The 13,754-nt window shown below is 43.7% G+C and carries 7 protein-coding genes; all 7 read left to right on the forward strand.

From position 1 onward, the window contains the following. Positions 1 to 310: 310 nt before the first annotated feature. The 7 genes from ACRD6K_RS01160 to ACRD6K_RS01190 all read left to right on the forward strand — a co-directional run bounded on the left by ACRD6K_RS01160 (position 311) and on the right by ACRD6K_RS01190 (position 13,619). Positions 311 to 3,544, forward strand: a complete 3,234-nt coding sequence (locus ACRD6K_RS01160) for a SusC/RagA family TonB-linked outer membrane protein (protein WP_430971726.1) — start codon at positions 311 to 313, stop codon at positions 3,542 to 3,544. 27 nt (positions 3,545 to 3,571) lie between these two features. Further along, a complete protein-coding gene (locus ACRD6K_RS01165) occupies positions 3,572 to 5,347 on the forward strand; it encodes a RagB/SusD family nutrient uptake outer membrane protein (RefSeq protein ID WP_430971727.1) in 1,776 nt (591 codons plus the stop codon). Between the two features lie 91 nt (positions 5,348 to 5,438). Further along, positions 5,439 to 6,302 carry an endonuclease/exonuclease/phosphatase family protein gene (locus ACRD6K_RS01170; RefSeq protein ID WP_430971729.1) on the forward strand — a complete coding sequence of 288 codons (864 nt, stop codon included), beginning with the start codon at positions 5,439 to 5,441 and terminating at the stop codon, positions 6,300 to 6,302. Positions 6,303 to 6,762: 460 nt separating this feature from the next. Beyond that, a complete protein-coding gene (locus ACRD6K_RS01175; RefSeq protein ID WP_430971730.1) occupies positions 6,763 to 7,356 on the forward strand; it encodes an RNA polymerase sigma-70 factor in 594 nt (197 codons plus the stop codon). Positions 7,357 to 7,432: 76 nt separating this feature from the next. Further along, positions 7,433 to 8,434, forward strand: a complete 1,002-nt coding sequence (locus tag ACRD6K_RS01180) for a FecR family protein (RefSeq protein WP_430971731.1) — start codon at positions 7,433 to 7,435, stop codon at positions 8,432 to 8,434. Between the two features lie 148 nt (positions 8,435 to 8,582). Next, complete coding sequence (locus tag ACRD6K_RS01185) at positions 8,583 to 11,939, forward strand: TonB-dependent receptor (RefSeq protein ID WP_430971732.1); 3,357 nt, start codon at positions 8,583 to 8,585, stop codon at positions 11,937 to 11,939. A 33-nt stretch (positions 11,940 to 11,972) separates the two neighbouring features. Continuing rightward, positions 11,973 to 13,619, forward strand: a complete 1,647-nt coding sequence (locus tag ACRD6K_RS01190) for a RagB/SusD family nutrient uptake outer membrane protein (protein ID WP_299578277.1) — start codon at positions 11,973 to 11,975, stop codon at positions 13,617 to 13,619. Positions 13,620 to 13,754: the final 135 nt, after the last annotated feature.

The following is a 13,754-nucleotide window of genomic DNA, read 5'->3' on the forward strand; positions in this document are numbered from 1 at the left end:
TTTTAGAAATTTAAGGCTGTTCATTTTTTAATGGGCGGCCTTTTCTTTTATAAAATAGTGTGGGAGTCTGCTTCAATAATTCAAGAGAATCAGAAAACAGTCCAAACTTAATTTCACTGTAATCTTTCTGTAACAAGGCTGGTCTAGATTTGCCGCCAGAAAAAGGAAACCCGAAAGGCCTGCGTGCCCTTCGGGTTTGAGATCAAATAAATGAATTATTTAATCAAGACAATTCAAAAGTATGAATAAAAACAAGAAGATTCATGCCGGATTTTCTCTTCCAGGGAAGTCGGGCCAAATTCTAGTGAGGATGAAACTAATGGGCTTGCTGTTACTGCTCGGAGTAATGCAAGCAATTGCGTTAAACGGCTATTCACAAACGAATCAACCGGTTCGCTCGATTAGCGGGAAGGTGACGGATACGCTGGGAGGAGGGTTGCCCGGTGCCGCAATCGTTATAAAAGGAACAGCCAAGGGGACAGTTACAGATTTTGACGGGAAGTATTCTTTAACCAATCTACCTGCTGATGCTATCCTGATTTTTTCGTTCGTTGGGATGGAAACAAAGGAAGTAGCCGTGGGCAACCAAGTCGTGATTAATGTTAGTCTGGCGGATGCAACTATTGGTATCGAAGAAGTGGTTGCTGTGGGGTATGGTACTCAGAAAAAAGTGAATCTGACAGGTGCTGTTGAGCAAGTTAGTTCAGAAACCTTGACCAACCGTCCGGTTAATAACCTAACGCAGGCCTTACAAGGTGTCGTTCCCAACCTGACCATTAATTTGGCTGACGGAAAGCCAATGCGGAGTGCCAGCTATCAGGTTCGCGGGGCCGCTTCCATTGGACAAGGGGGCTCGGCCTTGATTTTAATTGATGGTGTTGAGGGAGATCCAAGTTTGCTGAATCCAAATGATATCGAAAATATCTCCGTATTGAAGGATGCCGCTTCTGCAGCCATTTATGGAGCCCGTGGAACCTTCGGGGTGATTCTTATTTCAACGAAGAAACCTGAGAGCGGGAAGGTTGCTGTGAATTACACCATGAACTATGGAATTAAATCTCCTACCGCTGTGCCCGATTTTGTTACAGATGGTTATACTTATGCCAAGTGGTTCAGTGAGGGCTACAATGCTTACAATGATTACAGCCGTATTCCGTCCTCGATTAATAAAACGCAGGCTTTTTCGCTGGCTTATTTGGAAGAGCTGAAAAGGCGCTCGGAGAACCCCGATTTGCCTGACTACGAAATTGACAGCGATGGGAACTATGTCTATTATGGAAGTACGGATTGGTATGGCTTGTTGTATAAAGACAAGCTGACTTCGGTGGATCAGAATATTTCAGTTTCGGGGAGCAACGAAAAAGTGAGCTATTATGTCTCCGGTCGTTACAATGATCAGGAAGGCCTTTTTCGGTATAACTCTGATGATTATTCCATTTATAACTTCAGAGCGAAGGGAGACATTAAAATTACGGATTGGCTAACGCTGGATAACAATACCGAGTACTCGCAGCAAAAATACCACCAACCCCTGAATGTTGGTGAAGGTGGCGGTATCTGGCGAAACATTGCCGATGAAGGGCACCCCACATCCCCCATGCTGAACCCGGATGGAACGCTGACTCATGCCGGGGCTTATACGGTAGGAGACATGTACTACGGCAAAAACGGCGAGGACAGTGAGCGGACGTTTATTAAAAACACCACCGGCTTAACGGCCAGTTTGCTCAATAACAAATTGCGTCTTCGAGGCGATTTTACCTTTTCAACCAACAACCAATCTAAGAAACGAAGACGGATACAAGTACCTTACAGCCGGCAGGAAGGTGTTGTGAACTATGTTGGAACAACAACCAATGATATTCGTCGGATTAGTGCTGATACGCACTACCTGGCCTCCAATATTTATGGAGAATATGAAAACACCTTCAACGAAAAGCACTACCTGAAAGTTATGACTGGCTTTAACTATGAAGAAAGTACCTATGAGTCATTTTCAGGGCAACGAAATGGAATTTTGTTTGAGGATGCCGAAAATATTGCCTTGACCATTGGGGAAAATATTACTACTGACGGAAATTACAATAAGTGGCGTGTTGCCGGTCAGTTTTATCGGTTAAACTATAGTTTTGAAGACAAGTACCTGGTGGAGTTGAATGGTCGTTTGGATGCTTCTTCTAAATTTCCGTCCGACCAGCAAACGGCCTTTTTCCCTTCGGTTTCTGTCGGGTATCGTATTTCTGAAGAATCATTCTGGAACCTGGATGATGAAAAAGTTTCCAACGTAAAATTACGGGCCTCTTACGGTTCGTTGGGAAATGGTAATGTGTCGCCTTATTCCTACATCGAACTTTTTAATATTTCGCAGCTGGGACGCGTCATCAACGGAACACGACCAGCGGTTACGTCACAGCCCAATGTGATTCCGGAAGGATTAACATGGGAAACGGCAACCACTAAAAACCTTGGTCTGGACCTGGGCTTCTTCTCCAATCAGTTAAACATTACAGCCGATGTGTATAAGCGGGAAACAACCGATATGTATACCAGTGGCTTGCCGGTTCCGGCCGTATTTGGGGCCAGCGTGCCTAAGGGCAACTATGCCGATATGGAAACCAAAGGCTGGGAATTGACTGTTAGCTGGCGCGATCAGTTCAAGTTAGCCGCCAAACCTTTCAACTATAATGTGCGTTTCACCCTGGCCGACAATAAATCGGTGATTACGAAATTCAACAACCCGGATAAGTTGCTGTCGGACTATTATAAAGGCATGGAGCTTGGCGAGATCTGGGGATTTGTAACTGAAGGCTTATTCCAAAGTGAGGCCGAAATTCAGGCTCATGCCGATCAATCGTATATTCGGGTTTCATCCAACAATATTCTTTTGCCTGGTGACATCAAGTTTCAGGATTTGAACAACGATGGAAAAATCAATATTGGTCAAAACCGGGTTGGCGATTCGGGCGATTTGAAGGTGATCGGGAATGCAAGTCCTCGCTATACCTTTGGTTTGAACCTGGGCGGTGACTGGAACAACTTCTTTTTCTCCGGATTTTTCCAAGGAGTTGGCAAGCAGGATTGGTGGCCCGATGCCGAGGCCAGTCACTTTTGGGGCCAATACAACCGCCCTTACAACAACATGCCTAAGTGGCACCTGGATAACATTTGGTCGGAGAGTAATCCGAACGCTTTTCTTCCGCGCTACCGCGGCTATGTTGCTGGCTGGGGAAGAGAGCTCAATCAGAAACAAACCCGGTATACGATGAATGTCGCTTACGTCCGGCTGAAGAATGTGCAACTGGGCTACAACCTGCCTAAAAGCATGATGCAGCAAATCTCCTTCCTGTCGTCAGCCAAGGTTTACCTGTCGGGCGAAAACCTTTGGTCCTGGTCGCCTTTGTACCGCACAACCAAAGATTTTGATGTGGAGAATATCGGAGGGTCAGACCCGGAATTAACATCGGGAAGTGGACGCAGAAGCGGAAACGTGCTGAATTATCCCATGTTGAAAACAGTTTCCTTCGGAATTTCAGCAACATTCTAGTAATTAATGAAAAATAAAAATAGAACGATGAAGTATTTCAATTTATATATAGCGCTGTTTGTCTTGCTGCTGACTTCATGCGAAATGGTGGAACTGCCGCAAGCCGAGGTTTCTAAAGAGCCCGTGTTTAACACCGAGGCTGGACTCAAATTGTACTCTAACTCATTTTATAACATCCTTCCATCGGCTCAGGATATTTACCTGGGCGATGACATGTCTGACTTTATTGCCAGCAATTCCATTAACCAGTTCCTCACCAACAGCTATGGCCCCAACCAGGCATCAGGATGGAATTGGTCTGACTTGAGGAATATTAATTTCTTCATTGAAAACAATACCGATGAAGCCGTTGCTCCAGAGGTTCGTGAACACTACATGGGGTTGGCGCGCTTTTTCCGGGCTTTTTTCTACTTCGAAAAAGTTAAGCGATTTGGCGATGTTCCATGGATCAGCCAAGTGCCGGACATCAATGACACGGAATTGCTTTATGCCGGAAGAGATTCCCGGACACTGGTGATGGACTCGGTGCTGGCAGACATCGACTATGCCTGCACACACATCAGCAAAGAAAGTGATGCCTCCAGCAGCTCCATTACCAAATGGGTGGCCTATGCCCTTAAAGCGCGCATTTGCCTGTTCGAAGGAACTTTCCGTAAGTACCATACCGAGCTGGGGCTTCAGGCTTCGGCTGATGCCTGGCTGGAGCAAGCTGCCGCTGCTGCCAAGGAAGTTATTGACCATTCAGGCTATGCGCTGAATAGTTCCGGGGATGCCGACATGGCTTACCGCAACTTGTTTGTAAGCACAAACCCGGTGAATACCGAAGTGATGCTGGCCGTGGTTATGAGCCAGGAATTAGGTATTCTGCATGCGGCCAACTGGAAATATACCAGTCCTACCTACGGGGTTAAGTCAAGCTTGTCCCGAACTTTTGTGAATACCTACCTGAACCTGGATGGTACTCCGTTTGCAGCTGAAGCCGGTTATGAAACCAAGCCTTTCTGGGAAGAAGTAAAAGAACGGGACTTGCGTTTGAAACAGACCATTCGCTTGGGCGACTACACGCGGGTGCATGGCGGACAAATTATTCCGGCGCCACCATCCTTCGGTTATGTGCTGACGGGCTACCAGCCGATCAAATGGGTTTTGGATGATACTTATTATGATTTGAGAGATTACAATGACAATTCAGTGGCCATTTTCCGATATGCCGAAGTGTTGTTGAATTACGCCGAAGCTAAAGCTGAGCTGGGAACTCTTAACGATGCTGATTGGGCAATGACCATTGGAGCTTTGCGCGCACGTGCGGGCATTACTTCAGGGCTTGATCAGTTGCCCACTCAGATTGATTCGTACCTTCAAACAAACTACTTTCCGGAAATTGGTGATCCGGTAATATTGGAAGTCAGAAGAGAACGGGCTATTGAATTGGTTATGGAAGGCTTTCGTTTCAACGACTTAGTGCGATGGAAACGCGGAGAGCTAATGAAAATGAATTGGCGTGGTTTTTATGTGCCGGCATTAAATGTTCCGATGGATTTGAATGAAGATGGGATTGATGATGTTATCTTTGTTGAACAAGTTCCGAATCCACTGCCCGATGTTTCGTATGAATTTGTGCAGGTGGGAGAGACCATCAATGGTGAGCCCAACCCACAGCGTCTGACCAACGGAACCTCGGGAGAATTGACTTGGTTGGATAACATTCCACGCGTTTGGAACGATCGGAATTATTACTATCCCATTCCGGAGAATGATGTTTTGATGAATCCTAACTTGGAACAAAACCCAGGATGGGAGTAAGCGAAATGGGTTTTTAATACGGAAAAGAACGGATTGAATAACCACAGGAACGAATGGAAATGAACCCATTCGTTCTTCATAATTTATAACAATGAAAATAAAATTCCTTTTCTCAATTTTTGTGATGCTGGCTTTTGCTGCATGCAATGGCAAACAAACCACATCGGATACCAATCAAGTTGAAACCAAGCTGATTGTTGCTTCTTACAACCTCCGCTACAATACGCCAAATGATGGCGAAAATGCCTGGCCAAACCGAAAGGAACAAGTGAAAGGGCTGATTCGCTATCATGAGTTTGATATTTTTGGTACGCAGGAAGGGTTAATTGGGCAACTGAATGACCTGTTGGAAATGCAGGAATTTGCCTTTACAGGAGTGGGGCGCGATGATGGTAAGCAGGCCGGAGAGCACTCCGCAATTTTTTATAAGAAATCGCGTTTCGAGTTGCTTGACAGTGGTGATTTTTGGCTGAGCGAAACACCTGAAGAACCCTCTTACGGCTGGGAAGCCAAGCACCGACGGATTTGTTCCTGGGGTGAGTTTAAAGACAAACTGACGGCAAAGACCTTCTTTGTTTTCAATGCGCATTTTGATCATCAGGCCGTTGAGGCGCAGCGTCAGTCCGGTATTCTGGTTGTTGAAAAGATGAAGGAAATAGCAGGTGATGGAACCATTATTTTCATGGGTGATTTAAATTCAACTCCTGAAACGGAGCAGATTCAAAACATTAGCGGCTACTTGAACGATACCTATGCGGTTACTCAAATGCCTCCTTATGGCCCGGTAGGAACCTTCAATAGTTTCAAGTTTGATGCCCCAATGAACAATCGAATTGATTACGTCTTTGTTAGTGAGGATGTTAACGTGATGTCTTACGGCGTGTTAACAGACAGCTATGACCAGAAATACCCTTCGGATCATCAGCCGGTGGTTGCCAAAGTAGTGCTCGATTGATCCGTGTTTTTATAAAATCCAAAGAAACAGAAAACCGCCCTTTTACAGAGGCGGTTTTTTTGTTGATAGCTGTTTTAGAAGTGCCTTGGAAGAGTCATTACTCCATCTTTTCTGTTAATCTGTAATTTCTTGTTTAGTGCAAATGCAAGCGATATATAGCATCAATAAGAGCGAAGCGCATTTAAAGTAATTGCTCTTCTTATAGAACAAACAGCTCTGGATGAATGAGTGAGGGCGTTATTACCTAATTATACAGATTTGATATTGAGTTAAACTTAAGGCAAACTTCAGTATTTAGTTTTGAGTCATTCATTGTTTGCGGGTTGTTAACATTGTTTTCTTATATTTAGTATGAAGCGGATATCTTAAACCGAAATTCAGTATTGCTAACAACAGGCTTGTTTAAAAGCAGAAAAAGGACGATAATATTTTTCATAGCTTTGTAAAGATTGCTTGCTATATGGCTAACAAAAAACTAAAACCACTTCAAAAAAATGAGTTTGAAACGATTTACAATCGTTTCTTCCACGTTTACTATGACATTGCCCAACGTTTTTTGTATCATGAAGAAGATGCCAAAAACGTCGTTCAGGACGCTTTCATCAAACTTTGGGAAAACGAAATCCATTTGCAAAACGACGATGAGATCAAAAACTATCTTTTCATTCTGGTGCGCAATCGAAGTTTGAATGTTATTCGGCAGCGAAAAAAACAGTTTCAAACAACAGATCAACCGGAATACCTAATCAACTCAATCAGTCATAAACTGCTTGAAAAGACAGGCGAAGATATTTTGCTTTACCAGGAACTTTTCGAAAAAGTGCAACAAGCCATTCAGGGCTTGAGTCCACAATGCAAAAAAGTTTTTCAATTAAGTCGCTTCGAAGATTTAAGCAACAAAGAAATTGCTGCTGTATTGGATATTTCAATCAAAGCTGTTGAAGCCAACATAACCAGAGCGCTCAAGCAGCTTCGGGAAGAGCTTGCTCCTTATTTGGGTTCAAAAGAAGCAGCCCTTAAACTCCCTGTTTTATTTTACTTAAGCCTGTCATAAAAAAATCCGTTTTTTTTATCAATCCATGTAGGGTTCAACTTCCAGTTAGTGTTTTTATTACAAACACATTCGACGAATGCGAAATATTCACGAAATCATAGCACGCTTTTTTCAAGGTCAGGCCAGCCAGGATGAACTAAAAAAACTGGACCAATGGCTCGATGATGATAAAAATGCCCATGAATTTGCTGATCTTCATAAACTCTGGTCCTGGTCTGGGCAAGCGGCGGATAAAAAGCCGGCAGTCCCTTTTTCGGAGACTTGGGAAAAGATTCAGCCTCGGCAAACAGGAAAAAATAACCAAGCCCAAAGGTTCAACTCCTTTTTCATTCTTCGGTATGCTGCAATTGCTTTTCTGGTATTAAACCTTGGTTGGTGGGGCTCTCACTTTTTCTACCAAAAACAAAATCAAACGGCCAAGCAGGATTTTTCAATTCGTGCAACTCCCTACGCCAACTCAATTGTCACACTTCCGGATCAAACCATGGTTTGCCTGCGTCCGGGGTCTACCCTGGACTACGATAATGGATTCAATGCCAACAAACGGGAAGTCTTACTTAATGGAGAAGCCTATTTTGATGTTACCCGGCAGACCGACAAACCATTTATTGTAAAAACAGATCTGGCTCAAATAAAAGTACTCGGAACCAAGTTCAATGTTTCAGCCCAACAGGGAGCACCAATCTATCAAACAACCTTGGTTGAAGGGCAGGTAGAATTTCAGCCCAATTCAGGAAAAAAATACTTGCTGCAACCGAATCAAATGCTTGAACTAAATACACAAAAGAACACTGTTACTATTAGCGAAGTAAATACGAACCTTTATGTTGCCTGGAAAGATGGGAAACTGATTTTCAGGAACGAAACTCTTGGAAACATAACCAAGCAACTGGAGAAAATCTATCATGTCCAGTTTATCTATCAAAACACCAAACTTGCCGATAGTTATCGTTTTTCCGGGACCATACACCGGGAGACCTCTATTGGCGAAGTCATCAAAATGCTAAAAATTTCAATTCCGATGGAAGTTGAACGAAAAGAAAGGTTTCCAGAGCCCGACTTAATCTATTTGAAATAAAAACGGGCAATACTACCAATATTGCCCGCTGGAATAAGGGACTACCAATCCCTTGAGTTTTAATAAAAAATAATAGGACAAAATTATGAAAAAAAAATCTGTATTCTACGGGTTAATATCCCGTTGTTACTTGAAAAAATGGTATCTCATGATGCGTTTAGTTGTCTTTTTAATTTTGATTTCAGCCATGTTGGCCAAAGCCAATACCGGCAACTCACAAACCGCCAAAATAACTATGAGTTTTGAAAACGTTAGTCTGACGGAGGTTTTTGAAGAAATTGAGAATCAGCTCAGTATTGGTTTTCTTGTTCCCAGTAATCTCTTAAATGACGAAAGGAATATTAATATTTCAGTGAGAAATGCGACTGTAGAAACAATATTGGACGAAGTTTTGAGTCCCAATGGCTACCAATTTGAATTTGTTGGCAAGAATGTAGTCATCACTGAAAAAACAACCGTTCAACAACAACCGGTAAGGGGGACGGTGACCAACAGTTCCGGAGAGTCTATCCCCGGAGCGACTGTTATGGTTAAAGGCACGTCAAGCGGAACCATCACCGACGGTGAAGGCTTTTACGAATTACCCAATGTTCCGGTAGAGGCTGTTTTGGTTTTCTCCTTTGTAGGAATGCAGCTACAAGAAGTGTCAGTAGCCGGACGCAGTACAATCAATGTTGTTTTGCAAGACGAAACTATTGGCATCGAAGAAGTCGTTGCAATTGGTTATGGCACGGTCAAAAAAGCAGATTTAACCGGAGCTGTTTCAACCGTTGACGTTGAAGATTTGAGCGGCACACCAGTAGCCGGGGTTGATCAGATGCTTCAAGGCCGAATGGCCGGAGTTAATGTCGTTGGGGATTATGCTCCAGGTGGAGGCGTGTCTGTTCGGGTTCGGGGATTCAGTACAATTCGGAACAATGATCCGCTATATGTTATCGATGGAGTCCCTGTCGAATCAGGCATTAACATGATCAATCCCAATGACATCGAATCACTTCAAATTTTGAAAGATGCTTCGTCAGCCTCTATTTATGGTTCGCGGGCTGCCAATGGGGTGATTATCATTACGACCAAAAAAGGAGAAAAAGGGGATGCTCGTGTTAGCTTCGATGCTTACTGGGGAGTGCAATCATCAGCCAAGCAACTGAATCCGTTGAATGCAAAAGACTATGGCGACCTGCTGTGGGAAGCCCACAAAAACGATGGAAAGACACCTGTAAGTGATGTTTACGGAACGGGCGCTACACCAACAATCCCAACGTTTTTAGATGAAAATAGCCTGGTGCCATCAACCGATATAAATTGGGTAGACCAAATTCAGCAAAATGCGCTGGTTCAATCTTATAACCTAAGTATTTCCAACGGAAGAGACAATTCCAACCAATCATTCTCTTTGGGTTATTTCGATCAGGAAGGAGTTATTAAATTCACCGATTTTAAACGGATAAACGCCCGCTACAATTCAGAATACCGCTTCTTTGACCGATTGACAATTGGCGAAAACCTTTCGTTATCTCACTCGTGGTCCAACCAAGCGCAAACGAACAGTGTTTTGGGTAGTGTGGTTTACGATGCTTACAAGTACCCATCGATTGCTCCTGTCTATGATTTGGATGGCAACTTTGCCGGAGCCTTTTTAAGTGACATCCGAAATCCTTACGCCAAACTTTTCCATAACCAGGATAATCCCCACAAACGACTTAAATTCTTTGGAAATATTTATGCTGAGCTGGAAATCATTAAGGGCCTGACGTTAAAAACGAACTTTGGTGCCGACTACTCCAATTATTACCGGAGAAATTTCAGCCCTAAGTTTCAGGAAACAGGAGCACATAACCCCAGCACCATTAGCACCCTGTCGACAACCAATAGCTGGAAATTCGATTGGATATGGACCAATACCATTGCCTATAGCACTCGAATTAACGACAAACACCAGATCGATCTGTTAGGGGGGATGGAAGCCATTGAATCAACTTACGAAATAAACAGCGCTTCGCGTGAAGGCTTCCCTTATGAAGAAGATAACTTCCGGTACCTGGATGCAGGAGATGGCGGCACTCAGAAGAACTCGGGCAGTGGCTTAAACTCCTCATTGACCTCCTATTTTGGAAAAGCCGATTACACATACGACAGTCGTTATCTTTTCTCATTCACCTTCCGTCGTGATGGTTCTTCAAAACTTGGCAACAACAAGTGGGGGAACTTCCCGGCTCTTTCTGCCGGATGGCGAATCAGTGAAGAAGATTTCTTCAACAAAGGCACCATAAATAATCTGAAGTTACGTTTAGGTTGGGGACAAAACGGGAACCAGGATGTTCCTCCTTACGCCACAATTGAAAGTTATTACACCAACCCAAATCATTCAAACTACGCGATTGACGGAGCACAAAGTTCTGTTTACAACGGTTTTACTCAAAGTAGGAACGGAAATGCCGATCTAAAATGGGAAACAACCACTCAAACCAACATTGGATTGGATTTGGGATTCTTTGATAACCGTTTAAGTGTTACTGCCGATTACTTCTTCAAGAAAACCAAAGACTTACTTTTGGAGCGTCCTCTTCCTCCGGTTGCTGGTGGTACCAACCAAACCGTTTGGGACAATGTGGGTGAAATGGAAAACAAAGGGATTGAATTGTTGATCGACTACCAAAGTGTTCGCAAAGCCGATTTCTCATGGAATGCCAGCCTAAATGTCGCTCACATTAAAAATGAATTGACTAGTTTGCCTGATGACATTGACTTCATCGCTTTGCCAGGCTCCTACCTGCACAGTGTAAACTTCGATCAGGAAACTTCTCGTTCTGAAGTTGGTCAGCCCATCTCTTCATTCTATGGCTACCGCAGCTTGGGAATCTTCCAAGATCAAGCAGAAATTGATGCCCATAAGGTTCAACCGAATGCCAAGCCTGGTGACCTGAAATTTGAGGACTCCGATGACAATGGCGTTTTAGATGGAGATGACCGTGGTTTTATCGGGAACCCACATCCTGATTTTACTCTAGGATTGAATCTTGGATTCCAGTACAAGAATCTGGATGCGGCCTTATTCTTTAATGGCAGTTTTGGCAACGAAGTTTGGGACTTAACCCGTTACTACGGAGATTTCTTCAACCTTTCGGCTTACAACAAGCTGGACCATGTGCACGATGCCTGGAGTACAGATAACACAGGCGGAACAGTTCCTCGCCTATCGTTGGATGATACCAACAACAACATCCGTCCTTCATCCTATTACATTTCTGATGCTTCCTATGTCCGTCTGAAAAACCTAACGATTGGCTACACATTCGATAAGCTGGCATCACGTATCAACAGCAGTAAGCTCCGTGTTTACGTTCAAATCCAAAATCTATTTACCATCACTGGCTACGATGGACTGGATCCGGAAGTCGGCTTACAAAACTATAGCTCGGAACACCGCAACTTGGATATTGGTGTTGACCGTGGATTATATCCTCCTTCCCGAACATTCACCTTTGGTGTAAACCTTGGATTTTAATCTTTAATCAGTGAACCATAAAAAGAAATTATCATGAAACGAATTATATATTTTCTGATTCTAAGCGTATTCCTTTTAAGTAGTTGTAGTGATAGCTTCCTGGAGGAAAGCCCAATTGGAGAGCTTTCACCCGATCAGATTTTAAAACCAGAGAATGTTGAAAAGACTGTTATTTCAGCTTACTCTGTTTTAAATGGACAATTTGACGAAGCCTCGAATGCATACAATTCTCCAGCATCAAACTGGAGTTTTGGCGATGTTGTTTCCGATGATGCTTATAAAGGTGGTGGTGGTACTGGTGACCAAAACCAAATTCACCTAATGGAGATTTTTGCAACCGACCCAACCGTTAAAGACATCGAGCGTAAATGGTTAGCCCTTTATGAAGGAATTCGTCGTGCCAACCTGGCCATTCGTCTCTTGAATGAAAGCGAAGAGTTTGACGCCTCATTAAAAGAGCAACGTTTGGCAGAAATGCGCTTTTTGCGAGGGCATTATCATTTTGAAGCCAAAAAAATCTATGGCAATATTTGCTACATTGACGAAACGGTTGTTACCAAGGAAGATTTCTATGCTCTTTCAAATTCTGATTTAACAAACGAACAACAATGGGCAAAAATTGAAGATGATTTTAAAGCCGCGGCCCAAGTACTTCCCGGAGAGCAAACTGAGCCCGGACGTCCGGTAAAATGGGCTGCAAAAGCATACTTGGCCAAATGTTATCTGTTTCAGAAAAAGTGGGATGATGTGATTACTGAAACCGATGATGTCATTGAATCGCAAAAGTATAGCCTGATGACCAACTTCAGCGATGTCTTTTTGCCAGATAATGACAATGGGCCAGAGATTGTATTTGCGATCCAGTATTCAATTAATGATGGTTCTCCGAGCAACTACAATGGCTCTATCGGAGACCGCTTAATGTCTCCCGGAGGCCCTTATGCAGGCTATGGCTTCCTTCGTCCATCCCAAAACCTGGTCAATGCCTTTAAAACTGATGCTAATGGCTTGCCAGCTTACGATAATACCATGCTTGAAGACGCTGATCCAATTGACCCGAGACTTGATCACACATTAGGCCGCCACGGTATTCCGTTTTTTGATATTCAGGTTTATGACTGGACACCACGTGAAGCTTCGGTATACGGACCCCATATTACAAAAAAGCGACTACTGTCAACTAACTCCCCTCATTATTTGGCGGTATGGCCATACATTACAGCCGTCAACTACTACATCATTCGCTATGCAGATGTACTCCTTTGGCGTGCTGAGGCAGCTATCGAAACCAATGACCTTGAAACAGGCCGCACTTATATCAATATGGTTCGGGAACGTGCCCGCGATGGCATGTATGTCAAAACGATGGATGGCAGTGCTGATGCAGCCAACTATGTCATTGACAGTTATCAAACTGCATTCGGATCGAAAGATGCAGCTTTAGCGGCTTTGCGCACAGAGCGTCGTCTGGAGTTTGCGCACGAAGGGCACCGGTTCTTTGACCTTGTTCGGTGGGGTATTGCTGACGAAGTGATGAATAGCTATTTCGAAACTGAAAAACAGCTTCGCTCTCACTTAGCCAATGCAGCATTTGTAGCGGGGAAACACGAATATCAACCCATTCCTCAAACTCAAATGGACTTGAGTCAAGGGGCCATGGTTCAAAATCCAAATTATTGACCATAGGCTAATGTTCAGAGTAAATGACCAGAAATACCCTTCGGATCATCAGCCGGTGGTTGCCAAAGTAGTGCTCGATTGATCCTTGTTTTTATAAAATCCAAAGAAACAGAAAACCGCCCTTTTACAGAGGCG

This window comes from Sunxiuqinia rutila, assembly GCF_050589705.1.
In the GTDB taxonomy this organism is placed as follows: domain Bacteria; phylum Bacteroidota; class Bacteroidia; order Bacteroidales; family Prolixibacteraceae; genus Sunxiuqinia; species Sunxiuqinia rutila.

Coding starts and splice junctions, on each gene's coding strand:
- ACRD6K_RS01165 (WP_430971727.1), top strand. CDS start 3,572: ATGAAGTATTTCAATTTATATATAGCGCTGTTTGTCTTGCTGCTGACT.
- ACRD6K_RS01160 (WP_430971726.1), top strand. CDS start 311: ATGAAACTAATGGGCTTGCTGTTACTGCTCGGAGTAATGCAAGCAATT.
- ACRD6K_RS01190 (WP_299578277.1), top strand. CDS start 11,973: ATGAAACGAATTATATATTTTCTGATTCTAAGCGTATTCCTTTTAAGT.
- ACRD6K_RS01175 (WP_430971730.1), top strand. CDS start 6,763: ATGGCTAACAAAAAACTAAAACCACTTCAAAAAAATGAGTTTGAAACG.
- ACRD6K_RS01180 (WP_430971731.1), top strand. CDS start 7,433: ATGCGAAATATTCACGAAATCATAGCACGCTTTTTTCAAGGTCAGGCC.
- ACRD6K_RS01185 (WP_430971732.1), top strand. CDS start 8,583: ATGATGCGTTTAGTTGTCTTTTTAATTTTGATTTCAGCCATGTTGGCC.
- ACRD6K_RS01170 (WP_430971729.1), top strand. CDS start 5,439: ATGAAAATAAAATTCCTTTTCTCAATTTTTGTGATGCTGGCTTTTGCT.